Source organism: Citrobacter sp. Cpo030 (assembly GCF_030333005.1).
GTDB classification, from domain to species: domain Bacteria; phylum Pseudomonadota; class Gammaproteobacteria; order Enterobacterales; family Enterobacteriaceae; genus Citrobacter; species Citrobacter portucalensis.
The window spans coordinates 14,651-40,745 of sequence record NZ_JAOWGT010000070.1; the positions used below are offsets into that span (position 1 = coordinate 14,651).

A 26,095-nucleotide genomic window follows, 5' to 3' on the forward strand; every position below is an offset into this window, starting at 1 on the left:
GATAGTTGATCCTCAGCGAGGAGGAAATAACGATATCACAACAGGTAAAGATTTCAATCCACAATCCGTAAATTTTAATTTACATTGCGCTATTTTAAGGGAAAAAACAGCCCTTATAAATGTACATTTAAATTTACACCACCGAATTTTCAGATCCACTATGCTTAAAAAAACGAAGGAGCACAGGCAATGAAGCAACTCATCAGCATCTTGTTTCTATTACTTCTTAGCGGATGTCAGATAGACCCCTACACCCATGCCCCTACCTGGACTGGTACCGACTGGTACGACGCCGGGATACAAGATGCCATTTCGGGCTATGCCGTTAAAGATAATGAAACGCTTGCCGACAACTACAATGACCGCAACGTCGATCGTACGGAATACCTTAAGGGTTACGCCGAGGGACAGCGTAAAACCTGCCAGCAGGATTTTGTTTATGCCAGAGGCCTGACCGGGAAAACTTTTCCCTCAAGTTGTGATACGGTCGAAAATGTTGACCAGTTACACAGCGCCTGGCAGCAAGGGGCAAACGAGGGTGCCGCCTCGATAAGGTTAAATTAAACAATGGTTTATATTTTATAAACCATTAAGATTTAACTTAAATCACCAATAGCATTATTCCAGGAATAATGACGGCTTAGGAAAATAATGTTATTTTGTTGCAAACAATCTTGAATGTATTTCGACGTTTTACAGCAAACGCTGGTAGGTAACTATTCATGAGCTATTCTTACCGACTCATACTTCTACTGGCACTGCTCCTGACCGGATTACCGCTGTATGCCCAAAGCGTTACGGAAGAAGCAAAATCTGTACGCACTATGGTTTCCGGCATCGTCAGTTATACACGCTGGCCTGCACTTTCCGGGCCCCCAAAACTGTGTATTTTCTCTTCATCGCGTTTTTCCAGTGTCCTGAAAGATACCAGTGCAGGCGCATTACCCTATCTTCCCGTCATCATCCGTACGGAACAAGAAATATTAGTTTCGCAGTGTGACGGTTTTTATTTTGGAAAAGAATCCCCTACTTATCAGGTGGAATTAAAGAATAAATATCCGACTAAGGCATTGTTATTAATTGCTGAACAGAACCCCGAATGCGTTATTGGCAGCGCCTTTTGCCTCATAATTAAAGACGAAGATGTGAGATTTTCCGTAAATATGGATTCCCTTTCACGCAGCGGCGTAAGGGTCAGTCCAGACGTATTGATGCTTGCACGGAATAATAAGCATGGATAAGGGCCATTCTCCCATAGCACGCCCGACGTTTAAGCGGACATTACGGCGTATCAGCATAATCAGCGTTCTGGTAACCATGATGCTGATCTGGCTGCTGCTCAGCATTTCTTCCGTGCTGGCATTAAGACAGTATGCGCAAAAGAATCTGGATCTGACTGCCGCTACTATGACCCGTACGCTCGAAGCTGCATTAGTCTTTTCTGATAGTGTTGCAGCAACTGAAACGCTGGCGGCACTGGGCCAGCAGGGGCAATTTTCTGTTGCAGAAGTTCGTAATAAAAACCAGAAGGTGATCGCCACCTGGCGCTATAACGCGCAGGATACCACTGAAAAAATCAGCGGGATTATCAGCCACTGGCTGTTCCCACAACCGGTCACTCAGCCAATTTTGCATAATGGCAACGTCATCGGTGAAGTACGATTGACTGCGCGCGATAGCGTTATCAGTCATTTCATCTATTTGTCGCTGGCCGTCCTTACCGGGTGCATTCTGTTGGCATCCGGTATTGCATTAATGCTCACTCGCTATTTACACAATGGCGTTGTGGATGCACTGCAAAACATTACCGAGGTGGTACATGATGTTCGTACCAATCGTAACTTTTCACGGCGCGTATCAGAGGAACGCATTGAAGAGTTTCATCTCTTTGCCCTGGACTTTAATAGTCTGCTGGACGAGATGGAGGAGTGGCAACTTAAACTGCAGGCAAAAAACGCTCAGCTTTTGCGTACTGCACTACATGATCCTCTGACGGGTCTGGCTAATCGCGCCGCATTTCGCAGCAGCATAAATGCCCTAATGAATGACGACGCAGCGCACAGCAGCTCGGCATTGTTATTCCTTGATGGCGATAATTTTAAATTTATTAATGATACCTGGGGCCACGCAGCGGGGGATCGGGTCCTGATTGAAGTCGCAAAAAGGTTATCCGAGTTTGGGGGGAGTCGCCATTACCCATACAGACTTGGCGGCGATGAGTTCGCTATGGTGCTGTATAGCGTTCACTCTGAATATGAGGTTCAGCGGATCTGCGCGGCACTGTCACAAGAGTTTAACCGACCTTTTGACCTGCATAATGGTCATCTGGCAAGCATGACACTCAGCATTGGGTTTGCGCTGACGTGGGAACATGCCTCTGCCGAAAAATTACAAGAACTTGCCGATCAAAATATGTATCAGGCTAAACATTTGCGTTCTGAACGCATTATTAAATAATAAGGAATTACACACATGCTAAAACGTTTATTATCCCCGTTTCTTCTGCTTTTACTGATTCTGGCTGGCTGTCAGGCACCTCAAGGGAAATTTACCCCGGAGCAAATTGCAGCCATGAAATCATACGGATTTACTGAAGCATCAGGAGACTGGTCTCTCGGCCTGTCTGACACCATCCTGTTTGACAAAAATGACTATAAACTCCGTCCTGAAAGTGAAAAACAGATCAAGGAAATGGCATCCAAACTAGCAGCTACCGGGCTGAATCATGCTCGCCTGGATGGTCATACCGATAACTACGGCGAAGACAGCTATAACGAAGCTCTGTCACTCAAACGCGCTAATGTTGTTGCCGATGCCTGGGCGCAGGGCGCTAATATTCCCCGCACCAACCTGACGACTCAGGGACTCGGGAAGAAATATCCCATTGCCAGCAACCAGACATCAAAAGGTCGCGCTGAAAACCGCCGCGTGGCGGTTGTGATCTCAACGCCATAATCATCCCCCAACTGGCTGCGCGCCGCGCAGTCATTCCATTGCCATAAAGAATAAAAGAAGTAAACGTCGGGATAAAAAAAGGGCCAGCCTTTCGGCCAGCCCTTTTCTAACAGGATGTCGCTTGCGCGAATCTTAGTTAAGACGCTCTTTGATACGAGCAGACTTACCAGTGCGCTCACGCAGGTAGTACAGTTTAGCTTTACGAACAGCACCACGACGTTTAACAGCAATGCTGTCAACTACCGGAGAGTGAGTCTGGAAGACACGCTCAACGCCTTCGCCGTTGGAAATTTTACGAACAGTGAATGCAGAGTGCAGACCGCGGTTACGAATAGCGATAACCACGCCCTCGAATGCCTGCAGACGTTTTTTGGAACCTTCAACAACCCATACTTTCACTTCCACGGTATCACCCGGACGGAAGGAAGGTACGTCCTGCTTCATCTGTTCTTGTTCAAGTTGCTTAATAATGTTGCTCATAATTTAATCTCTTATCCTGGGTAAACTGATATTGGGGGCTTACGCCTGCCCATCATGTTTATGTTGCTGTTGTGCGTGTTCCGTTTTGAACTCCGCCAGCAACCTTGCTTGCTCTTCAGTCAGAGCCAGGTTTTCCAGAAGTTCAGGTCTTCTAAGCCAGGTCCGGCCCAGCGACTGCTTCAAACGCCAGCGACGAATCTCAGCGTGGTTCCCCGACAGTAACACTGCCGGTACTTCCATCTGCTCTAACACTTCAGGTCGGGTATAGTGCGGGCAATCCAGCAACCCATCAGCAAAAGAATCTTCGATTGCCGAAGCTTCATGACCCAGAACTCCCGGAATAAACCGGGAAACGGAGTCGATCAGCGTCATTGCCGGTAACTCACCACCGCTGAGTACGTAATCGCCGATTGACCATTCTTCGTCAATTTCGGTTTGAATCACGCGCTCATCTATTCCTTCATAGCGACCACATACCAGAATCAGCTTTTGATTCGTGGCCAGTTCGCTAACGCCCGCTTGATCAAGCTTGCGTCCCTGAGGTGACAGATAAATCACCTTTGCGCCTTCACCAGCCGCAGCTTTTGCTGCATGAATGGCGTCCCGTAAAGGTTGCACCATCATTAACATCCCCGGTCCGCCGCCGTAAGGACGATCGTCCACGGTACGGTGCCGGTCATGAGTAAAGTCACGAGGACTCCAGCTCTGGATGTTCAGCAGGCCATTTTTTACTGCCCGGCCAGTTACCCCGTAATCGGTAATTGCGCGGAACATTTCTGGAAACAGGCTAACGATACCTATAAACACAAGCCAATCCCCATAACGCCGACTTTTACCGTTTATCCGGTGGTTTAAAAACCAGGATCCCAATCTACTTCGATAGTACGAGTAGCGAGATCGACTTTCTTGATAACCTGCCCATCGAGGAACGGCACAAGACGTTCCTTGATACCAAACGCATCTTTCAGGTTTGCCTTGATGACGATGACGTCATTCGAACCGGTTTCCATCATATCGACGACTTTACCGAGATCGTAGCCTTCAGTAGTCACTACCTGGCAGCCCATAAGGTCTTTCCAGTAGTAGGAACCATCTTCCAGCGCTGGCAACTGCGAGGAATCCACGACAATTTCGCAATTAGTCAGTAGATTCGCCGAATCACGATCGTCAACGCCTTTCAGCTTGATGATCAGATCCTGATTGTGGTGCTTCCAGCTTTCCAGCTGTACTTGCTGCCACTGACCCGCCTTCTGGATAAACCAGGGCTGATAGTCAAAAATGCTTTCGGCGTCTTCAGTGGAAGAAAACACTCTGAGCCAACCACGGATACCGTAAGAAGACCCCATTTTCCCCAAAACGATGGGTTCCACAGGAGCCTGTGCGGCGAGTTGCTTGCTCATCATGACCACCGTGACAGATTAAGCTGCTTTGTTTGCTGCTTTGATCAGCGTAGCTACGCGATCAGAAATAGTCGCGCCCTGGCCAACCCAGTGAGCGATGCGATCCAGATCCAGGCGAGTGCCTTCTTCTTTTTCGCTAGCGATTGGGTTAAAGAAGCCAACGCGCTCGATGAAGCGACCGTTGCGTGCATTACGGCTGTCGGTAACAACAACCTGGTAGAACGGACGCTTTTTAGCGCCGTGACGAGCTAAACGAATAGTAACCATAACATCCTCTTGTGTGAATAAAACACCCAGGCCCCATCGAGGAACGGAGCCCGGGTGTCATATTAAAAGCCCGAAAATTTTACTGATTTCTGGGGAAAATGCAATCAGCAGTTGATAACTCTGCTATAAAAGGCCGTTGGCGGTGCCGTCAGTTCGGTGCCGGCGTGCGCGCAGCCACCGGAGCGTACACGCAGTACGTGAGGATGGCGAGCACACCCCGGTGCCGAAATGGCAAACAAGCCAGGCCGATTAGCGGCCTGGGAATCCAGGCGGCATCATCCCCTTCATACCACGCATCATCTTCGCCATTCCGCCCTTCTTCATTTTCTTCATCATGCGCTGCATGTCGTCGAACTGTTTCAGAAGGCGGTTTACGTCCTGAACCTGCATACCGCAACCGGCAGCGATACGGCGTTTACGGGAACCTTTGATAATTTCCGGCTTAGCGCGTTCTTTCATCGTCATCGAGTTGATGATGGCTTCCATACGCACCAGCACTTTATCGTCCATCTGCGATTTCACATTGTCAGGGATCTGACCCATGCCCGGCAGCTTGCCCATCAGGCTTGCCATACCGCCCATGTTTTTCATCTGGTTGAGCTGTTCAAGGAAATCGTTGAGATCGAAGCCATCGCCTTTTTTCAGCTTGCTGGCTAATTTTTCTGCCTGCGCGCGGTCAACCTTGCTTTCGATATCTTCGATCAGCGACAGCACGTCGCCCATGCCGAGAATGCGCGAAGCAATCCTGTCCGGATGGAACGGCTCCAGTGCTTCGGTTTTCTCGCCGACGCCGAGGAATTTAATCGGCTTACCGGTAATATGACGAATAGAGAGCGCCGCACCGCCACGGGCATCACCATCAACTTTTGTCAGCACTACGCCGGTTAGCGGCAGCGCTTCGTTAAAGGCTTTTGCGGTATTCGCGGCATCCTGACCGGTCATGGCGTCGACCACAAACAGCGTTTCTACCGGTTTGATAGAAGCGTGGACCTGTTTGATTTCGTCCATCATCGCTTCGTCAACGTGCAGACGACCGGCGGTATCCACCAGCAGCACGTCGTAGAATTTGAGTTTGGCTTCTTTCAGCGCGGCGTTAACGATATCGACCGGCTTCTGGCCGACATCCGACGGGAAGAAGTCCACACCGACCTGCTCGGCCAGCGTTTCCAGCTGTTTAATCGCCGCCGGGCGATAAACGTCCGCGGAGACCACCAGCACTTTCTTCTTGTGCTTCTCGCGCAGGAATTTACCCAGCTTACCGACGCTGGTCGTTTTACCCGCACCCTGCAGGCCCGCCATCAGCACCACGGCTGGCGGCTGTGCCGCCAGATTCAGGGTCTGGTTTTCTTCGCCCATTGCCGCAACCAGTTCGTTACGGACAATCTTGACGAACTCCTGACCCGGCGTCAGGCTTTTGTTAACTTCATGACCAACCGCTTTCTCTTTTACGCGATTGATAAACTCACGCACTACCGGCAGCGCTACGTCAGCCTCCAGCAGCGCCATGCGCACTTCGCGCAGCGTCTCTTTAACGTTGTCTTCAGTAAGGCGTCCACGGCCACTGATATTGCGCAGCGTGCGCGACAAACGATCGGTTAAATTATCAAACATTGTCTCTCGCCTGGGGTGGAAACGGTCGGTCGCGACAGCGACACATCAACAGAAATTTGTCGCAGTATAACATGAAGCCGCCTTTGTTGTTATGCAACGGTTGGAGCAGCGGTCACGTAACGCTATACTGCTTTTCTTTATCACTGGCCAACTGTCGACACCTATATGCCCGTTTTTGCTCTGCTCGCCCTTGTCGCCTACTCAGTCAGCCTCGCGCTGATTATTCCCGCACTGCTGCAAAAAAACAGCGGCTGGCGGCGTATGGCTATTCTCTCTGCGGTTGTTGCGCTGGTAAGCCATGCTATCGCCCTGGAAGCGCGTATCCTACCCGGCGGTGAAAGCGGACAAAACCTGAGTCTGTTGAACGTCGGCTCGCTGGTAAGCCTGATGATCTGTACGGTTATGACCATCGTCGCGTCCCGCAATCGTGGCTGGTTATTGCTGCCTATTGTCTACGCCTTTGCGCTGATAAACCTGGCCTTCGCCACGTTTATGCCTAACGAGTTCATCACTCATCTCGAAGCTACGCCGGGCATGATGATTCACATCGGGCTATCGCTGTTCGCTTACGCCACGCTGATTATCGCCGCACTCTATGCGCTACAGCTTGCGTGGATTGACTACCAGCTGAAAAACAAGAAACTGGCCTTCAGCAATGAGATGCCGCCACTGATGAGTATTGAGCGGAAAATGTTTCATATCACCCAAATTGGCGTGGTTCTGCTGACGCTCACCCTGTGCACTGGCCTGTTTTACATGCATAACCTGTTCAGTACCGAGAACATTGATAAAGCCGTTCTCTCTATCGTGGCATGGTTTGTCTATATCGTTCTGTTGTGGGGGCATTACCATGAAGGTTGGCGCGGACGTCGCGTCGTATGGTTTAACGTCGCAGGCGCAGGCATTCTGACGCTGGCCTATTTCGGCAGTCGCATCCTGCAGCAGTTCGTGAGTTAAATCTTTAAGGAATCCTACGTGGAACACATCTCCACCACCACGCTCATTGTCACGCTCCTCATCATGGTGGTCATTTCCGCCTATTTTTCCGGTTCTGAAACCGGAATGATGACCCTGAATCGCTATCGTCTACGTCATCGGGCCAAGCAGGGAAATCGACAGGCGAAACGCGTTGAAAAGTTACTTCGCAAGCCGGATCGCCTGATAAGCCTGGTGCTCATCGGTAATAATCTGGTGAATATTCTGGCCTCCGCGCTCGGCACCATTGTCGGTATGCGCCTGTATGGCGATGCGGGCGTCGCCATTGCCACTGGGGTACTGACGTTTGTGGTGCTGGTTTTTGCCGAAGTGCTGCCAAAGACGATTGCCGCGCTATATCCGGAAAAAGTCGCCTATCCGAGCAGCGTCCTGCTGGCTCCGCTGCAGATTCTGATGATGCCGTTGGTATGGCTACTCAACACCATCACACGGCTGCTGATGCGCATGATGGGCATCAAAACGGATATCGTAGTGAGCGGTTCGCTGAGTAAAGATGAGCTACGCACACTGGTGAATGAATCGCGCTCGCAAATCTCACGCCGTAACCAGGATATGCTGCTGTCAGTGCTGGATCTGGAAAAAGTCAGCGTCGATGACATCATGATCCCGCGTAATGAAATCATCGGCATTGATATTAACGATGACTGGAAATCAATCGTGCGTCAGCTTTCGCACTCTCCGCACGGTCGTATTGTGCTGTATCGCGACTCGCTCGATGACGCCATCAGCATGCTACGCGTACGTGAAGCCTGGCGATTGATGGCCGAGAAAAAAGAGTTCACCAAAGAGACCATGTTACGCGCCGCCGACGAAATTTATTACGTTCCGGAAGGCACGCCACTCAGCACTCAGCTCATTAAATTTCAGCGCAACAAGAAGAAAGTGGGACTGGTCGTCAATGAATATGGCGATATTCAGGGACTGGTTACGGTCGAGGATATCCTGGAAGAGATTGTTGGTGACTTCACGACCTCAATGTCACCGACGCTTGCCGAAGAAGTCACGCCGCAGAATGACGGTTCGGTGATCATTGACGGTAGCGCCAACGTTCGTGAAATCAATAAGGCGTTTAACTGGCATCTGCCGGAAGATGACGCACGTACTGTGAACGGTATTATTCTTGAAGCGCTGGAAGAGATCCCGATTGCTGGCACACGTGTGCGTATTGGGCAGTACGATATCGATATTCTCGACGTGCAGGACAATATGATTAAACAGGTGCAGGTGTTGCCCGTCAAACCGCTGCGGGAAAGCGTATCGGACCAGTGAGAGTAATCCAGACCGGGTAGCGCATCAGCATTACCCGGTCTGAGGCTAATTAGCCTTTGGCTTTCGCCACAGAGACCATCGCCGCACGGATGGTACGTCCGTTCAGGGTATAGCCTTTCTGCATAACCATCAGCACATTACCGGCAGCAACGTCGTCAGACTCTACCATTGCAATCGCCTGGTGCACGTTCGGGTCCATCGGCACGTCGATATCCGCAACCACCTGTACGCCAAACTTCGCCACAACATCCAGCATTGACTTACGGGTCAGCTCAATACCTTCGACCATAGCCGCCATAGCGTCATTGTCTTTGTCCGCAACTTCCAGCGCACGGTCCAGGCTATCCAGCACCGGCAGCAGTTCGTTGACGAATTTTTCCAGTGCAAACTTATGCGCTTTTTCTACGTCCAGTTCGGTACGACGACGCAGGTTTTCCATTTCCGCTTTGATACGCAACACGCTGTCGCGCTCGCGCGTTTCGGCTTCAGCAAGCTGAGCTTCCAGATTCGCAATTTTTTCATCGCGCGGATCCACCTGCTCAGCAGAAGCGTCTGGTTCAACCGCCTCAACTTCTTCGTGCTGATCCATGATAATTTCTTCCGGGGCTTGCCCCTCAGGCGTTTTCTGTTCTTTACTACTCATGAATTTCTCCGCGTTTTTTTCGCATTCATCTCGCTAACTTGGCTTATTATGGGGATCAGATTCAGGGATTCAAGGGAAGTACTCACATTGTCACTAATCTTCGTTACAAGGACCTCGAGAAAATGAACAAACATTTCAAGTGTATTGGCATTGTGGGGCATCCACGTCACCCCACTGCACTGACCACACATGAAATGCTCTACCGTTGGCTGTGCGCCAAAGGTTATGAGGTTATCGTTGAGCAACAAATCGCCCACGAGCTGCAGCTGAAAAATGTGAAAACCGGTACGCTCGCAGAGATTGGCCAGCAGGCAGACCTCGCCGTGGTAGTCGGCGGCGACGGCAATATGCTGGGCGCCGCACGCACCCTGGCACGTTATGACATCAAGGTTATTGGCATTAACCGCGGTAATCTCGGTTTTCTGACCGACCTTGACCCAGACAATGCCCACCAACAGTTAGCTGACGTGCTGGAAGGCCACTACATCAGCGAAAAGCGCTTTTTACTTGAAGCCCAGGTGTGCCAACAGGATTGCCAGAAGCGTATTAGCACGGCGATCAATGAAGTTGTGTTGCACCCCGGAAAAGTGGCGCACATGATTGAATTTGAAGTCTATATCGATGAAATTTTTGCCTTCTCCCAGCGCTCGGACGGCTTGATTATTTCCACACCGACCGGCTCTACCGCCTACTCGCTCTCTGCCGGAGGTCCGATCCTGACGCCTTCGCTGGATGCTATTACGCTGGTCCCGATGTTCCCGCATACGCTTTCCGCGCGACCGCTGGTGATCAACAGTAGCAGCACCATTCGCCTGCGCTTCTCTCATCGCCGTAACGATCTGGAAATCAGTTGCGACAGTCAGATCGCCCTGCCTATACAGGAAGGTGAAGACGTATTAATTCGCCGCTGTGATTATCATCTAAACCTGATACACCCAAAAGATTACAGCTATTTCAACACATTAAGCACTAAACTAGGCTGGTCAAAAAAATTATTCTAATTTAACGCCAACCTCTTTACTGTATAAAAAACCAGTTTATACTGTATGTAATTACAGTTATGGTTTTTCATACAGGAAAACAGCTATGTTGGCACAACTGACCATCAGCAATTTTGCTATCGTTCGTGAACTTGAGATCGATTTCCAGAACGGAATGACCGTTATTACCGGTGAAACCGGTGCGGGTAAGTCCATTGCCATTGATGCTCTCGGTTTGTGCCTGGGCGGACGCGCAGACGCCGACATGGTACGTGCAGGCGCCACGCGAGCCGACCTCTGCGCGCGATTCGCCTTAAAAGACACCCCCGCGGCTCTGCGCTGGCTGGAAGAAAACCAGCTTGAGGAAGGCCGTGAATGTTTGCTGCGTCGCGTTATCAGCAGCGACGGACGTTCACGTGGCTTCATTAACGGCACTGCCGTACCGCTGTCACAGCTGCGTGAGCTGGGCCAGTTGCTTATTCAAATCCACGGTCAGCATGCGCATCAGCTCCTGACAAAATCAGAACACCAAAAGTCTCTGCTGGATGGTTACGCCAATGAAGCGTCCCTGACTCAGGAAATGGCTGCGCGCTACCAGCTGTGGCACCAAAGCTGTCGTGATCTGGCGCATCATCAACAACAAAGTCAGGAACGCGCAGCCCGGGCGGAACTGTTGCAATACCAGTTAAAGGAACTGAACGAATTCAACCCGCAGCCGGGTGAATTTGAGCAAATTGATGAAGAGTACAAGCGTCTGGCTAACAGCGGGCAATTGCTCACCACCAGCCAACAGGCGCTGGCTATCCTGGCGGATGACGAAGACATCAACCTGCAAAGCCAACTGTACACCGCAAAGCACCTGGTCACTGAACTGGCAGGCATGGACGGCAAACTTTCCGGTATCCTGGATATGCTGGAAGAGGCCACTATCCAGCTCAGCGAAGCCAGCGACGAGCTGCGCCACTATTGCGATCGTCTGGATTTGGACCCTAACCGTTTGTTCGAACTTGAACAGCGTATTTCCAAACAAATCTCATTGGCCCGCAAGCATCATGTTGCCCCTGAAGCGCTGCCACAGTTCTATCAGTCATTGCTGGATGAACAACAGCAGTTAGACGATCAGGCCGACTCGCTCGAAACCTTAACCCTGGCGGTGAATAATCACCACCAGCAGGCTCTGGAAACGGCAAAAATGCTGCACAAACAGCGCCAGCATTATGCTCAGGAACTGGGACAACTGATTACAGAGAGCATGCATACTCTCTCAATGCCGCACGGTGTCTTTTGCATTGATGTGAAATTTGAGGAACATCATTTGAGCGCAGACGGTGCCGATCGCGTAGAGTTTAAAGTGACCACTAACCCAGGCCAGCCGTTGCAGCCGATTGCGAAAGTGGCTTCAGGTGGGGAACTGTCGCGCATTGCGCTGGCTATTCAGGTTATTACCGCACGCAAAATGGAAACACCTGCGCTGATTTTCGATGAAGTGGATGTCGGTATCAGCGGCCCGACTGCTGCGATAGTGGGAAAAATGCTGCGTCAGTTGGGCGAGTCAACTCAGGTAATGTGTGTTACTCACCTGCCGCAGGTTGCTGGCTGTGGCCATCAACACTTCTACGTCAGCAAAGAAACGGATGGCGCGATGACCGAAACACACATGCAGCCGCTTGATAAACGCGCTCGCCTGCAGGAATTAGCCCGCCTGCTTGGCGGTAGCGAAGTAACGCGCAATACCCTCGCAAATGCAAAAGAACTGCTGGCGGCATAAACTTTTTTACCTTGTTAAGGTCTGAGTTCAACATAAAATCGCCGACCGACCCGACAGCAAAAGGTTTTAAAGTGGTGAAAGGTCTATTATCATCGGCATATTACATATGAGCCGCGTACTGCTCGGGCCCGAAAAGGAATCAAATCACTATGCGCTGTAAAACGCTGACTGCTGCTGCAGCAGTACTACTGATGTTGACTGCAGGCTGTTCCACTCTGGAGCGAGTGGTTTACCGCCCTGACATCAACCAGGGAAATTATCTGACACCTACCGATGTCGCCAAAGTGCGCACGGGTATGACGCAACAGCAGGTTGCTTATGCTCTGGGTACACCAATGATGTCCGATCCTTTTGGCACTAACACCTGGTTTTATGTGTTCCGTCAGCAACCTGGTCATGAAGGCGTAACTCAGCAAACACTGACGCTGACCTTTAACAGCAGCGGCGTTTTGACCAACATTGATAACAAACCTGCTTTGACCGACAACAAGTAGGTTTGATAGATCAAAAAAGGTGCTCAATGAGCACCTTTTTTATTGTCTGCTATTTTTTAGCGGATTTCTCTGCTCGCTGTCTGCGCAGCTCTTTCGGATCAGCAATCAGTGGCCGGTAGATTTCCACCCTGTCACCGTCCTGCAGAACATCAGCAAGCTTTACCGGACGGCTGTAAATGCCCACTTTATTTTTGCTGAGATCGATATCGGTACGTAATTCCAGCAGCCCGGAAGCGCGGATAGCCTCTTCCACCGTAGCGCCCTGTTGCAGCGTTACACGTTGCAGATACTGTTTCTCGGGCAGCGCATACGCCACTTCAACGACAATTTTAGCTGACGCTGACACTGTAAACCTCTTTCGCGCGAACCGTGAAGGCCTGCACCATGTTTGAAGCCAGCTCTTTAAAGATACGACCAAACGCCAGCTCGATTAATTTATTGGTGAACTCAAAATCGAGATGAAATTCAATGCGGCACGCTTCATGACTCAGTGGCGTAAACTTCCATCCGCCAATGAGTTTCTTGAACGGTCCGTCGACCAGATGCATCAGGATGCTCTGGTTACTGGTCAGTTGATTGCGCGTAGTGAACGTTTTGCTGATCCCTGCTTTCGAGACATCCACCGCCGCTGTCATCTGTCCCGGAGTTGACTCCAGCACACGGCTACCGGTGCAACCCGGTAAAAACTGGGGATAGGATTTAACATCATTCACTAGCTGATACATCTGTTCCGCACTGTAAGGTACTAAAGCGGTCCGGCTAATCTGAGGCATAACAATTTCCATCAATATCAATCACACAAATAATACCATTTATCCCCCGCTAAAAAAAACGCTATAGCCTAACTCGTGCTAAGATAGCGCCTTGCGCCCCGCTGGATGAAATGGGGTGTTTTTCGATTCCAGATTACCTATACTGAGCGGCATTATGACGAAGAAAAAAGCACACAAACCTGGCTCAGCCACAATCGCGCTGAACAAGCGCGCGCGACACGAATACTTTATTGAAGAAGAGTTCGAAGCAGGACTCGCTCTGCAAGGTTGGGAAGTCAAATCCCTGCGCGCGGGTAAAGCTAACATCGGCGACAGCTACGTCATCCTTAAAGACGGCGAAGCGTTCCTGTTTGGCGCCAACTTCACACCGATGGCTGTTGCCTCAACGCATGTAGTATGTGATCCCACCCGTACCCGTAAGCTGTTGTTAAACCAGCGTGAACTCGACTCCCTGTATGGTCGTATGAATCGTGACGGTTATACCGTCGTTGCGCTTTCACTGTACTGGAAAAATGCCTGGTGCAAAGTGAAAATTGGCGTCGCAAAAGGTAAGAAACAGCACGACAAGCGCTCCGATGTGAAAGAACGCGAATGGCAGTTAGATAAAGCACGTATTATGAAAAATGCTGGTCGCTAATCGCTACTCCCCTATGACCAGTCTCTCATCCTGAGACTGGTTCTTATTTTTTAGTTATTGAAACCCACCTAATACATTCATCGAGTTTATGGTTTATTTGAGCTGAATCGTTCAGGTATAAAATAAACTTCCCTGGCATTACCGTAGCACTCCATAGTCTAATAAAATAAAACTTCAAGACCATACCACCTGTATTTAAACTTATTTAATAACACTATTATTACTGTTGTTTATTATATCACCTCCTCATCCCAGTTAAATCACAAACCCTTTAGATACAATAAATTAACTAAAAAACCAACCATTAAATACGCACCGGAAAGTATCCTTTTCAATAAGCCAAATATATTTTTAATATGGATAAGTTGCAGAATACTTTCTTTCTGACTATATCATCTAATACGAAAGAACTATTCAGCCGACAGGTCCCAAACGTATTTGATAAGTAAACGAACATCTGTATGACCTAATCAATGTAATTACATGTCTAAATTCATCTTTATGATGAACGGGCCCCTGTCTGCTCATTTTCCCAGCGCGCTGTTGCGGATTAATACTCCCGACATGCCATCAGGAGTGAACATATGCGTCTACTCGCCGTTGTATCAAAATTAACTGGCGTTTCCACAAATGTTGAATCCTCTGAAGTTACGCTCAGTTCGCCTTCTATCGTGAAACTGTCGGTGTCGCGTGAGGAGGTGAGTCAACTGACACGCGTTAATCAGGATCTGGTTGTCACACTCCGCTCAGGTGAAACCATCACCATTAAGAACTTCTACGTCGGAAAAGGTGATGCGCAAAACCAGCTTGTTCTGGAAGACAGTAATGGTGCGCTGTGGTGGGTTCAGGATACTGATGGGGCATTCCATTTCCAGCATTTGGACGATCTCACTCCACTAATGACTGCCGAGGGAAGCCATGAAGGCGGCGCCGTCTGGCCGTGGGTTCTTGGTGGGATCGCGGTCGCAGGCGGAATTGGCCTCGCGGCAGGTGGCGGCGGCGGCGGCGGCGGGAGTGATAATAACGCCGGAAACGGAAATGGCGGAAATGGCAACGGTAATAATGGGGATGGCGGCTCACCGCCAACAACAACCCCTAACATGCCTGACGTACCCGTTATCACCAGCATAATCGATAACCAGGAGCTGATTACTGGTCCTGTTAATCAGCAGGAATCCACCAACGATAATACGCCCACTCTCCAGGGCACCGGCCCCGCAAATGCCACATTGCATATTTTTGATAACGGCGTCGAAATCGGCCAGGTCACTATCGATGCCAACGGCAACTGGTCGTTTACGCCATCCTCTCCGCTCGCAGACGGTACCCACAAGTTTACCGTCAGTGCATCAGACGGTACGGGCAGCAGCGACATGTCGGACAGTTGGGAGATTATTGTCGATACGCTTGCCCCCGACGCCCCAGTGGTCACAGAAGTAACTGACGATTCAGGTTCCATTAAAGGCTTGATAGGTAATAACGGCGTAACCGACGATGCCACGCCAACACTCACAGGCACTGGTGAAGCGGGCTCTTACATCAGTATTTCTGATAATGGCATTCTGATTGGCATGGTTCAGGTGGATGACAATGGTAACTGGACGTTTACACCGGATACACCGCTTAGCGACGGTGTTCACAATCTGACGCTGACGCAAACTGACGATGCGGGTAACGTGAGCACGGAAACGAGTGTACCGACATTCACCGTTGATACCACCCCGCCTGAAGGCGCGGTCATTTCCTCCGTAAACCTGCAAGGCACCGAGGTAACCGGTAGTGCAGAGGTGGGAAGCCAGGTCATTATCATCGGTAGTAATAATCAGGTTTTGGGTTCAACTACCGTTGATCAAACCGGCAATTTCGTCATCGCGATTTCACCTTCACAGACGCACGGTGAAGCACTGATCGCGAAGATTCAGGACCAGGCAGGCAACATCGGGCCAGATACCTCCTTCAATGCCACTAACTCTGGCTACCCGGGCGTACCCGTTATCGTCAGCATTGTGGATGATGTTACCCCCTCAACTGGACCATTGAACAATAATCAGGCCACCAACGACCCAACGCCTACGATCTCGGGTACCGCAGACGCCAACAGCACGGTTAACATTTATAACAGCGGTGCGCTTGTTGTAAGCGTGCTTGCCGATTCCAGCGGCAACTGGACCTGGACCTCCAACACCAACTTGCAGGACGACTCATACTCCTTCACCACCACAGCAACCAACCACCTGGGCACGGGAGGAACGTCAGCGGCATTCAATATCACTATCGATACTCAGCCACCGTCAGCACCGGACGATCTGAACGTATCTGCCGACGGCTCTGTCGTCACCGGTACAGCCGAACCAGGAAGTACCGTGACCATCAATAATAACGGTCTTCAGATCGGCAGCGGCGTCGCCGGAACGGATGGCTCATTTACCATTACCATTGACCCGCCACAGACCAATGGTGAAACCATTACCGCTATTGCCACCGATCCCGCCGGGAACCCAAGCCAACCGGAAACCGCGCTCGCGCCAGACATCACAGCACCACAACCGCCAGCTAATCTGGTGATTAATCCTACAGGCGATCAGGTTACCGGCATGGCGGAACCCAACAGTACGGTACATATTCTGGATCCTGGTGGCGCGATAATTGGAACAGCAACCGCCGGCTCGAACGGAGAATTCACCGCCACGCTGGTTCCGCCGCAGACCAACGGAGAACATCTTGTCGCCAATGCGACGGATGCGGCTGGCAATACCAGCGGCAACAGCGCGATTACCGCCCCGGATACCACGGCACCTGACGCGCCTACCGGCGTCATCGTCGCCGGGGACGGTGGTTCTGTAAGCGGACATGCTGAAGCGGGAAGCTCCGTCACCGTAAAAGACAGCAATGGTAATCAGATCGGCACAGGCCAGGCAGACAGCGGCGGCAACTTCACGGTGTCGATTACGCCGTCGAAAATGAACGGCGAAACGGTAAAAGTTACCGCAACGGACAGCAGCAATAACGAGAGTCAGCCAACTTCCGCGGTGGCTCCGGATATTACCGCCCCCGGAACACCCATCATCACCGCCGTGACGGATGACCAGCCCATGTACCAGGGCCCTCTCAAAAACGGCGATGTCACCAACGATAGCAAACCTAAGCTGGAAGGCACCGCCGAAGCAGGTTTTCAGGTCAAAATTTACGATAACGGCACCCTGCTGACGACCGTTGTCGCTGATATCAACGGTAACTGGAACTATACGCCAGTCTCGGCGCTAAGCGAGGGCGCTCACATCTTCACGGTGACAGCCACAGACGCCGCGAATAACACCAGCAGCGCGGCAAGCTGGAAAATAATTGTCGATACCATTACGCCAACTGTTCCAGTGATAACGTTGGTTAACGATGACGTTGGCAGCATTACGGGCAGCGTTGCAAATAACGGTTGGGTCACCAACGACAATACGCCAACCATCTCGGGTACCGGTGAGCCAGGTTCACTGGTGAACCTGTACGATGGCATTCAGTTATTGACGGTTATTCTTGTCGACAGCTCGGGTACCTGGAGTTATACCGTTCCGGGGAATCAGGTGCTCAGCGATCGCACCCATCAGTTTACGGTATCGGCAACTGATGCCGCCGGTAATGTCATCACTTCACCCACAGTGGTCAGCGTTACCGTAGATACCCAACCGCCAGGCGATCCTGTCATTTTGGCTGCTACCGACGACGTTGGGAATGCACCGATCGATCTGCCTACCGGAAGCCGTTCAAACGATACCTTGCCAGAGCTGAAAGGAACTGGAACAGACGGTTCTAAGATCACTCTCTATGATGGAACTACGCCAATTGGAAGCACGACTGTTTTGCCCGGAGGCACCTGGAGTATTCAACTCGACCAACCGCTCAGTGAAGGCTCACACAATTTATCCGCTATTGCCACGGACGTTGCAGGCAACGCCAGTAATGCCGGGACCTTTACGCTAACGATTGATACCACCCCACCAGCAGCCCCAGTTATCAGCTCCGCAGAAGGTCTGATTGGGACAAATCTACAAACGCTGAGTAACGGCAGCAGTACCAAAAGCTTGAATCCAGAACTCTCCGGAACCGGCGAGCCCGGCGCGAAGATTACGATTTATGATAATGGCGGTTCCATTGGCACCGTCACCGTACAGCCAGACGGCACCTGGACATTTACCCCAACCTCACTCGCCGACGGGCCGCACAAATTCACTGCTACGGCGACTGATGTTGCAGGCAACACGGGGATCCCATCAGCCAGCTTTACCCTGACGGTAGACAACACACCTCCCGCACAACCAGCCGCGCCAATCATTACCGACGATGTGGCTCCGGTAACAGGTGTGGTCACTAACGGCAACACCAACGATACCACGCCAACCTTTAGCGGCACGGGAAACGTCGGGGATTTGATTACCATTTATCTGAACGGCACTCCCCCTTTGCAGGGAACGACAACAGTAGGTGCAGACGGAACCTGGAGCTTTACTCCGCCAGCACCGGTTACTCCAGGTACTTACCAGGTAACCCTCACCGCAACCGATCCGGCAGGCAACGTCAGCCAGCCATCAACAGCTATAACACTGAACATCGACACGACGCCGTCTGCGCCGCCGGTGATTATCGCCGCCAATGATAACATCGGCGATATCATGGGTGACCTTGCGCCCAACGCCGTGACCGATGACACCACGCCAACCATTCGTGGTACAGGTGTCAATGGAGACATCATCACTCTGTATAACGGCGGTACGGTGATCGGCACTGCAACGGTGGCAGGCGGTACCTGGAGTATTACCCCCGGGACTGCGCTGGCAAACGGAAACTACACATTAAGCGCTACCGCAACTGACCCCGCAGGTAACGTCAGCGACAATTCAAACAGCATTTCGTTTACGGTTAACAACACGAAGTTAACGTTGCCGCAGGTCACGGATATCCAGGATAACGTTGGCGTCTTTACCGGTTCGCTAACCAGCGGCAGCGTCACGGACGATACAACGCCAACCATTAGCGGTACCGGCACACCGGGCAGTACGATTTTGATTTTCGATGGTAACAATCCCATCGCCATTGCGACAGCTACCGTTGCTGCTAACGGCAGTTGGAGTGTGGATGTCCCCCTCACGCCCAATGTCACTCACACACTGACTTTCGGCGCCGTGGATGACGCAGGTAACTCACTGACAGCAGATAACCCGCTGACGTTGATTGTCGATACCCTGCCGCCTGCAACGCCTACGGTTACCAGCGTAGACCCGAAAGGTACGCTGGTTAGCGGCTCTGCCGATCCAGGCAGTACCGTCATCATTCGCAGCGGTACCACGATCCTCGGCCAAGGGATCGCAGACGGTTCAGGTAACTTCGCTGTCACAATTTCGCCAGCACAAACAACCGGTCAGGCGCTCAACGCCATCGCTCAGGATCCCGCCGGAAATCAAAGCGATCCGACAACGTTTAACGCTGCAACCTCCAGCGTTCCTCATCCACCAACGCTTGAGATCGTTGATGACATTGCGCCTATCATGGGGGTGATTGGCAACGGTAAAACTACCAATGACACATTACCGTTGCTGCAAGGGACGGCCACAGCAGGGGCGACTGTTAATATTTATATAAATGGCACATTGCTCCCCATCACGGTAACTGCCGATGCCGTGTCTGGCGCATGGAGTTATCAGTTACCCGACCCACTGACTAATGGCGTAACCTATAACTTCACTGTGGCGCAAACCGTCAATGGCATACTGAGCGGTCAGTCACCCAACTACGCTATCACCATCGACACGACGGCACCGCAAGCGCCAACGATCACCAGCATTATCGACGATGTTGCCCCCGGCACTGGATCGTTGGATAAAGGGCAAATTACAAATGATTCACGTCCGACGCTCAACGGAACTGGCGAACCCGGGGCAACCATTACCCTCTACGATAACGGTATCGCTTATGCCACAACGACCGTAAACAGTAACGGATTCTGGAGCTTTACCCCGACAGCACCGCTGGGAGAAGGCGATCATCTCTTTACCGTCCGCGCAACGGACGCCGCTGGCAACCAGGGAGATCCATCCAGTGATTTCCGGATCATTGTCGATACCCTGGTACCGAATGCGCCATCTATTGTGACGGTCACGGACAACGTTGGTACGATCCAGCCCCTGACCTCCGGGCAGTTGACCAATGATAATACCCCAACGCTTGCTGGCGTTACCGAGGCGGATTCGGTTGTTACCATCCGCGATAATGGCACGGTAATCGGCACAACCACCAGCGACGAAAATGGCAACTGGAGCTTTACGCCTGCCCCTGCTCTCGGAGAAGGAAGCCACTCGCTGACTGCCAGCGTTACAGATAACGCGGGTAACATTAGCCCGACAACGCCACCATTTGTGGTCGTCGTCGACACGCTGGCGCCAGCCGCACCGAGCATTACCTCAGTAATTGACGATCAGCTCGGCAATACCGTGCTGACCAACGGACAGCTTACAAACGATGCGCAGCCTACCCTGAACGGCAAAGGCGAGATTGGCGCCATCATCACGATCCGTGATAACGGCGCTGAAATAGGTACAACTCAGGTGGACGAGTCAGGTAACTGGAGCTTCACTCCGGATACTCCGCTGGGACAGGGGCAACATATTTTCACCGTCGTTGCCACAGATCAGGCGGGGAACACAGGCGGAGTATCATCATCGTTTACTATTGAGCTGGACTCTATTGCCCCGTCTGCACCGGTAATTCTGACCGTTCAGGACAATACCGCGCCGACAACCGGGCCAATCTCCAATGGGCAAATCAGCAACGAAAGTCGCCCGGCGCTCAGCGGTACCGGTGAAATTGGCGCGACGATTACCGTCCTGAGCGATGGTCAGCCGATTGGCACCACCATCGTCGGCGCAGGCGGAAACTGGAGTTTTACGCCCTCCGCGGCATTGGGTAACGGCCAGCATACTCTGACCGTCACGGCTACAGATAGCGCAGGCAATACCAGCCTGCCTTCTGGTGGCTTTACCTACACTGTCGATACTCTGGCACCGACAGCGCCAGTGATTACTCAGGTTGCGGATGATGTCGGCCCACTGATTGGAAATCTGAACAACGGTCAGGCCACGAACGATCCACTCCCGACGCTTAGCGGTACGGCAGAAGCCAATTCCACGGTGAAAATTTACGATAACGGAGCGCTGATCGGATCTGCTCCTGTAGATGGTACGGGCGCCTGGAGCTTCACACCGGGAACCCAACTTAGCAACGGTAACCACGCGCTGACGGTAACAGCCACCGACGCGGCCGGAAACGTCAGCCCGACATCTGCAGGATTTAACATCGTTGTTGATACCGTCGCCCCGCTTGCGCCAACGATTATCCAGGCGTTTGATGACGTGCAGCCGGGAACCGGAACGCTATCGAACGGAGCCTCTACCAACGACACCCGCCCCGTACTCAGCGGCTCAGCGGAAGCCGGTGCCCGGGTAGCCATCTACGATAATGGCGCGCTGCTGGCAACGGTGACTGCGACGATAGACGGCACCTGGGAATATCTGCCTGCCACGCTGGGTAACGGTCAGCATGTGTTTACCGCCATCGCCACCGACGCCGCCGGGAACGTGAGTCCTGTCTCAGGCGGGTTTACGATTAATGTCGACACCATTGCACCATCCGTCCCGTTGCTGGTCTCTGTGGTGGATGATATCGCAGGCGGCGTGTTCAATGCAGCGCTCAGCAACGGACAACTGACCAACGATGCACGTCCAACGCTGAACGGCACCGCCGAGGCAGGCAGCACCATCAGCATCTATGACGGAAGCACCCTGTTGGGTACCGCGCTGGTGCAAAGCAATAACAGTTGGTCGTTTACCCCAACCACACCGCTGGCAAATGGATCGCACACCTTCACCGTCACCGCCACCGATGCGGCGGGCAACACCAGCGGCGCAACCGCAGGCTTCAGCGTGGTGGTTGACACCACGGCGCCGACGCAGCCTTCAATCAGCAGTATTATTGACGATGTCGGGCCAAACACCGGGCCGATTGGCAGCAATCAGTCGACCAACGACGCGCGTCCAACGTTAAACGGCATCACGGAAGCCAACGCGCGAGTTGATATTTATGATAACGGCAGCTTTGTCACCAGCGTAACGGCGGACGGCAGCGGCAACTGGAGCTACACCCCGACTACCGCGTTGGCACAAGGTACCCACTCGTTTACCATCACTGCAACGGACAGTGCGGGTAATACCAGTGGCATATCGTCTGCGGCAGCGATCGTGGTCGATACCGTTGCCCCGGGTATCCCAACCGGGCTGGCGGTAAACGCCAACGGCACCGCGCTCACCGGCGTTGTCGAGCCAAACAGCACGGTCATTATTACCTCCAGCGGAGGAACGGTGCTCGGCACGGCAACCGCCAACGCCTCCGGTAATTTCACCTTCACTCTGAACCCACCGCAAATCAGTGGGCAAACTCTGCTGGTCAGCGCACAGGATGCCGCAGGCAACATCGGTACGGCGGGTAGCGTGCTGGCACCGTTTACCGGCGTACCACCTGCGCCTGTTATTGCCAGCGTGCTCGATGACGTCGGCACTATCATGGGACCCGTCGCTCCCGGTAAAACCACCAATGACACCCTGCCAACGCTCAGCGGAACGGCGCAGGCTAACGCCGTCATCAATCTGTACAACAACGGCGTGCTAATGGGCTTCACGACCGCAGACGGTAACGGGATCTGGAGCTTTACCCCATCCGGTGCACTCAGTGAAGGTAACCATGCGTTTACCGCCACGGCAACCAACGCCAACGGCGCAAGTGGGTTGTCCGGTTCGTTCAGCGTGATTGTGGATACCACACCACCGACCGCACCAACGATCCTGATCAGCGCCGATGGCGGTACCGTCAGCGGCGTCGCCGAAGCGGGAAGCACCGTCACCATTTCTCTGCCCGGCGGCACCAGCGTGACGGCAATCGCCAACAGCAGCGGTGTCTACAGCGTCAACCTGCCGGTTCGCCAAATTGAAGGGCAGTCGCTGTCCGCCACGGCGACCGATGCGGCGGGAAATGCCTCATCGCCGACAAGCGCTCTCGCACCAGTATTGCCGCTGCTGGCTGAAGACAATGTCACCAGCCTGCCGCTACAAACCGATGTCACCGTCAGCACCGAGCATCAAAGCGATTATGGTTTCCTGTTGGTCAATGCGCTGGGAAATGTCGCCAACGTGCTGGGGAACGATACGGCAAGCGTGAATTTCAGCATCGCCTCTGGCGGCAGCGGATCCATTACGATCAATGCCGCAGCGACCGGCGTGGTGCTGTCGCTTTTAAACACGCTTGAAGTCGTCATCCAGCGCTTTGACACCGCGCTGAATACCTGGGTGACAGTGGTGGATACCGGGAAACCAAACTTTGCCAGCCTGCTCACCCTGGGCGCCTCGGGCGTAACGCTCAATTACAGCGGACTGACTGGCGGTGATTACCGCGTGGTCAGCTACAACACCAACCTGCTGGCGACCGGGGCATATACCAGCCTTGATGTCTCAGTGGTAAAAGCCAGCGCAGGGACCATCACCGGTGGTACGACCGAGTCTGGTAATATCATCACCGATACCGATCCCGCCAACGGGCAGGATAACGCCCCTTCCGGTACGCTGGTCACCGCCATCACCGACGGTAACGGCAACGTCGTGAACATCCCGGCAGAGGGCATTAATGTGCAGGGGAAATACGGCATTCTGCATATCAATCAGAACGGTAGTTACACCTATACCCTGACCAATACGTCAATCTCGGTGTATGGCCGTTCTGAAAGTTTTACCTACACGCTGACGCATGGCAGCGATCACTCCTCGGCAAAACTGGTGGTAACGCTCGGTCAGGCTCCAACCACCAGTACGGTAACCGCGGCAGATGATGTGGCTGCGCTGACTTACGGGACGCAGGTCATCGCGGTTGATCATGGCACATCACAGCAAACCGGCTTCACCCTCGCCAACGTCGGACTGGGTAATGTGCTGGACGTCAGCCTGGTTAACGGTTTAACCAACCCGATCAAATTTAACGTAGATGACGGCGCGACCCGCACGCTGACCGTCAAGGCCAGCGTTCTCGGCGTCACGGTGGGCGGTTTTGATCTCTATGTTTATCGCTTCAACGAGTCCATTCAGCAGTATGAGCAGTTCCGCGTGAAGCCCAACTGGGTCACGGCGCTGCTAGGAGGTAGCTCAACGGATTACACCATCACCCTACCTGGCGGTGACTACCTGTTCCTGCTTAACGCCTCCGGCGGTTTGACGCTGCTGACCAGCTATACCCTGAATATCCAGGCCGATCACACCTACGCCGTCGACAGCCTGAGTGCGACAACCAATGGAAACCTGCTGGTCAACGACTCGGCTCCGGCCAATACCGTTATCACCGAAGTGAACGGTGTCACCGTGAACACAACGGGCACTACCACCATTAACGGGCAGTACGGCACGCTGACTATTGATGCGAAAGGGAATTACACCTACACACTGAGAAGCGGACTGGGCGCAGACGGTATCAATACGCCGGACAGTTTCGTGTATAAGGTCAAAGCGCCAAACGGCGATACCGGCAGTGCATCGCTGAATATCAAACCAACACCGCAGGCGCTGGATGCAGTAAATGACGTCAGCAGCACGATGGCGGTCACCACCCAGGCGGATACTTCCCGGTCGTTTACCGACGACAGCGTCGGGAACGCCAGCTGGAGTGCCCAACTCCTTTCACCCACCTCAAAAAGTGGTACTGGCGTCATTGAAATCGCTACGGGAACGGCGGTGCAAAACGCCATACTGCATTTTAACGTCGCGTCAGGTCTGACGCTGGGCGGGCTGACCGTCACCTGGGCGCTGTATGACAGCAACAACATCAAGATTGCCGGTAACTCTTTCAATGGCGGATTGCTGGTTGGCGGCAATATCGATATAGCCTTGAGCGGGATCGTACTGCACCCCGGCAACTATCGCCTCGACTATACCGGAAGCGTCGGGGGGCTGGGGCTGGGGAATATCACCATCACCCCCAGCGTGAAAGGCACGATAATCGACCTGCAAAACTTCGAGACTTCCACAGCGAACAGCGTCACCGGCAATATTTATGACGGAGACCATATTGCCAGCGTGCATACCTTGCTGACGGTGAACGGCACGGGCGGCAGTACCGCCACGCTTGATCCGCTGAGTAGCACGACCAGCGCCATCATTAACGGGTTGTACGGCAAACTGACCATTGGCATTGATGGTCATTACACCTATGCCCTCAACAGCGATGTCTCGCTCTCCACCATCGTCACCAAAGAGACATTTACCTACACCCTTAACGACCAGAATGGCCATACCGATACCGCTACGCTGGCCATCAATATGAATCCGCAAGTGGTGAGTACCGTCGATGCCGATCGCCTGACTGGCAGCGCCTACGGCGATACGCTGATTTATCACCTGCTCAACGCCAACGACGCTACCGGCGGCAACATTAGCAATGGTGCTACCGATACCTGGACCAACTTCTCGCTGGCCCAGGGTGACAAAATCGATATCGGCGACCTGCTGGTGGGCTGGAACGGGCAGAACGCTACACTCGGCAACTACCTCACCGTAACCACCAGCGGTAACAACACGGTGATTGCCATCGACCGCGACGGTACGGGCAACACATATCACTCAACCAATCTCATAACGCTGGAGAACGTACACACCACGCTCGATGAGCTGGTGCAACAAAATCACATCGTACCCTGACGTTAACGCAATGCGTTAAAGCGCCATAACTACAGCCCCGGATGCCATGAC

Annotated in this window: 19 protein-coding genes; 11 read left to right on the forward strand and 8 right to left on the reverse strand. The window is 52.6% G+C overall.

The annotated features are described in order from the left end of the window. Positions 1–189: 189 nt before the first annotated feature. The 4 genes from OGY37_RS16965 to OGY37_RS16980 all read left to right on the forward strand — a co-directional run bounded on the left by OGY37_RS16965 (position 190) and on the right by OGY37_RS16980 (position 2,955). Complete coding sequence (locus OGY37_RS16965; protein ID WP_286621295.1) at positions 190–564, forward strand: DUF2799 domain-containing protein; 375 nt, start codon at positions 190–192, stop codon at positions 562–564. A gap of 158 nt (positions 565–722) precedes the next feature. Continuing rightward, positions 723–1,241: a regulatory sequestration protein YfiR gene (gene yfiR / locus OGY37_RS16970; RefSeq protein WP_148361624.1), complete on the forward strand. Its 519-nt coding sequence runs from the start codon at positions 723–725 to the stop codon at positions 1,239–1,241. Further along, complete coding sequence (gene dgcN / locus OGY37_RS16975; RefSeq protein ID WP_286621297.1) at positions 1,234–2,457, forward strand: diguanylate cyclase DgcN/YfiN; 1,224 nt, start codon at positions 1,234–1,236, stop codon at positions 2,455–2,457. The genes yfiR and dgcN overlap by 8 nt, the downstream gene beginning before the upstream one ends. A gap of 15 nt (positions 2,458–2,472) precedes the next feature. Beyond that, entirely contained in the window at positions 2,473–2,955 is a 483-nt protein-coding gene (locus tag OGY37_RS16980) for an OmpA family protein (RefSeq protein WP_148361623.1), read from the forward strand. A 132-nt stretch (positions 2,956–3,087) separates the two neighbouring features. Here the strand turns inward: OGY37_RS16980 and rplS are convergent, their stop codons facing one another. The 5 genes from rplS to ffh all read right to left on the reverse strand — a co-directional run bounded on the left by rplS (position 3,088) and on the right by ffh (position 6,713). Continuing rightward, the gene (rplS, locus tag OGY37_RS16985; RefSeq protein WP_002914145.1) at positions 3,088–3,435 is read right to left on the reverse strand and encodes a 50S ribosomal protein L19; all 348 of its coding nucleotides are present in this window, start codon (positions 3,433–3,435) and stop codon (positions 3,088–3,090) included. A gap of 39 nt (positions 3,436–3,474) precedes the next feature. Further along, positions 3,475–4,242, reverse strand: a complete 768-nt coding sequence (gene trmD / locus OGY37_RS16990) for a tRNA (guanosine(37)-N1)-methyltransferase TrmD (RefSeq protein ID WP_003826417.1) — start codon at positions 4,240–4,242, stop codon at positions 3,475–3,477. A gap of 44 nt (positions 4,243–4,286) precedes the next feature. Then, positions 4,287–4,835, reverse strand: coding sequence for a ribosome maturation factor RimM (rimM, locus tag OGY37_RS16995; protein WP_003031230.1), 549 nt, complete (start codon positions 4,833–4,835; stop codon positions 4,287–4,289). Between the two features lie 18 nt (positions 4,836–4,853). Then, entirely contained in the window at positions 4,854–5,102 is a 249-nt protein-coding gene (gene rpsP / locus OGY37_RS17000; protein WP_003031228.1) for a 30S ribosomal protein S16, read from the reverse strand. 249 nt (positions 5,103–5,351) lie between these two features. Next, positions 5,352–6,713 carry a signal recognition particle protein gene (gene ffh, locus OGY37_RS17005; protein ID WP_003031226.1) on the reverse strand — a complete coding sequence of 454 codons (1,362 nt, stop codon included), beginning with the start codon at positions 6,711–6,713 and terminating at the stop codon, positions 5,352–5,354. 165 nt (positions 6,714–6,878) lie between these two features. Here ffh and OGY37_RS17010 point away from each other — a divergent pair, with 165 nt between their 5' ends. Continuing rightward, positions 6,879–7,670, forward strand: coding sequence for a cytochrome C assembly family protein (locus OGY37_RS17010; protein WP_003031224.1), 792 nt, complete (start codon positions 6,879–6,881; stop codon positions 7,668–7,670). Between the two features lie 18 nt (positions 7,671–7,688). Continuing rightward, positions 7,689–8,978, forward strand: coding sequence for an HlyC/CorC family transporter (locus tag OGY37_RS17015; protein ID WP_003826409.1), 1,290 nt, complete (start codon positions 7,689–7,691; stop codon positions 8,976–8,978). Between the two features lie 49 nt (positions 8,979–9,027). On the opposite strand, the gene grpE is transcribed toward OGY37_RS17015, so the two are convergent. After that, positions 9,028–9,621 (reverse strand): nucleotide exchange factor GrpE, encoded by a 594-nt coding sequence (grpE, locus tag OGY37_RS17020; protein WP_003826408.1) that lies wholly within the window; start codon positions 9,619–9,621, stop codon positions 9,028–9,030. Between the two features lie 122 nt (positions 9,622–9,743). On the opposite strand from grpE, the gene nadK reads away from it, so the two are divergent. The 3 genes from nadK (at position 9,744) to bamE (ending at position 12,863) form a co-directional block, all read left to right on the forward strand. Further along, positions 9,744–10,622, forward strand: coding sequence for an NAD(+) kinase (gene nadK / locus OGY37_RS17025; protein WP_003826406.1), 879 nt, complete (start codon positions 9,744–9,746; stop codon positions 10,620–10,622). Positions 10,623–10,707: 85 nt separating this feature from the next. After that, complete coding sequence (recN, locus tag OGY37_RS17030; RefSeq protein WP_286621299.1) at positions 10,708–12,369, forward strand: DNA repair protein RecN; 1,662 nt, start codon at positions 10,708–10,710, stop codon at positions 12,367–12,369. Positions 12,370–12,518: 149 nt separating this feature from the next. Beyond that, positions 12,519–12,863, forward strand: a complete 345-nt coding sequence (gene bamE / locus OGY37_RS17035; RefSeq protein ID WP_003826401.1) for an outer membrane protein assembly factor BamE — start codon at positions 12,519–12,521, stop codon at positions 12,861–12,863. Positions 12,864–12,912: 49 nt separating this feature from the next. Here the strand turns inward: bamE and OGY37_RS17040 are convergent, their stop codons facing one another. Together OGY37_RS17040 and ratA are read right to left on the reverse strand one after the other, a co-directional pair. Further along, the gene (locus tag OGY37_RS17040) at positions 12,913–13,209 is read right to left on the reverse strand and encodes an RnfH family protein (RefSeq protein ID WP_008785525.1); all 297 of its coding nucleotides are present in this window, start codon (positions 13,207–13,209) and stop codon (positions 12,913–12,915) included. Further along, complete coding sequence (ratA, locus tag OGY37_RS17045; RefSeq protein ID WP_003826396.1) at positions 13,193–13,636, reverse strand: type II toxin-antitoxin system toxin RatA; 444 nt, start codon at positions 13,634–13,636, stop codon at positions 13,193–13,195. Before ratA ends, OGY37_RS17040 begins: the two co-directional genes overlap by 17 nt. A gap of 154 nt (positions 13,637–13,790) precedes the next feature. Between ratA and smpB the strand changes: the two genes are divergently transcribed. Together smpB and OGY37_RS17055 are read left to right on the forward strand one after the other, a co-directional pair. Next, the gene (smpB, locus tag OGY37_RS17050) at positions 13,791–14,273 is read left to right on the forward strand and encodes an SsrA-binding protein SmpB (protein WP_003031211.1); all 483 of its coding nucleotides are present in this window, start codon (positions 13,791–13,793) and stop codon (positions 14,271–14,273) included. A gap of 584 nt (positions 14,274–14,857) precedes the next feature. Then, positions 14,858–26,044 (forward strand): BapA/Bap/LapF family large adhesin, encoded by an 11,187-nt coding sequence (locus OGY37_RS17055; protein ID WP_286621301.1) that lies wholly within the window; start codon positions 14,858–14,860, stop codon positions 26,042–26,044. Positions 26,045–26,095 lie beyond the last annotated feature (51 nt).

Coding starts and splice junctions, on each gene's coding strand:
- ffh (WP_003031226.1), bottom strand. CDS start 6,713: ATGTTTGATAATTTAACCGATCGTTTGTCGCGCACGCTGCGCAATATC.
- ratA (WP_003826396.1), bottom strand. CDS start 13,636: ATGCCTCAGATTAGCCGGACCGCTTTAGTACCTTACAGTGCGGAACAG.
- dgcN (WP_286621297.1), top strand. CDS start 1,234: ATGGATAAGGGCCATTCTCCCATAGCACGCCCGACGTTTAAGCGGACA.
- OGY37_RS17010 (WP_003031224.1), top strand. CDS start 6,879: ATGCCCGTTTTTGCTCTGCTCGCCCTTGTCGCCTACTCAGTCAGCCTC.
- yfiR (WP_148361624.1), top strand. CDS start 723: ATGAGCTATTCTTACCGACTCATACTTCTACTGGCACTGCTCCTGACC.
- rplS (WP_002914145.1), bottom strand. CDS start 3,435: ATGAGCAACATTATTAAGCAACTTGAACAAGAACAGATGAAGCAGGAC.
- OGY37_RS17055 (WP_286621301.1), top strand. CDS start 14,858: ATGCGTCTACTCGCCGTTGTATCAAAATTAACTGGCGTTTCCACAAAT.
- rimM (WP_003031230.1), bottom strand. CDS start 4,835: ATGAGCAAGCAACTCGCCGCACAGGCTCCTGTGGAACCCATCGTTTTG.
- grpE (WP_003826408.1), bottom strand. CDS start 9,621: ATGAGTAGTAAAGAACAGAAAACGCCTGAGGGGCAAGCCCCGGAAGAA.
- nadK (WP_003826406.1), top strand. CDS start 9,744: ATGAACAAACATTTCAAGTGTATTGGCATTGTGGGGCATCCACGTCAC.
- OGY37_RS16980 (WP_148361623.1), top strand. CDS start 2,473: ATGCTAAAACGTTTATTATCCCCGTTTCTTCTGCTTTTACTGATTCTG.
- recN (WP_286621299.1), top strand. CDS start 10,708: ATGTTGGCACAACTGACCATCAGCAATTTTGCTATCGTTCGTGAACTT.
- smpB (WP_003031211.1), top strand. CDS start 13,791: ATGACGAAGAAAAAAGCACACAAACCTGGCTCAGCCACAATCGCGCTG.
- bamE (WP_003826401.1), top strand. CDS start 12,519: ATGCGCTGTAAAACGCTGACTGCTGCTGCAGCAGTACTACTGATGTTG.
- rpsP (WP_003031228.1), bottom strand. CDS start 5,102: ATGGTTACTATTCGTTTAGCTCGTCACGGCGCTAAAAAGCGTCCGTTC.
- OGY37_RS16965 (WP_286621295.1), top strand. CDS start 190: ATGAAGCAACTCATCAGCATCTTGTTTCTATTACTTCTTAGCGGATGT.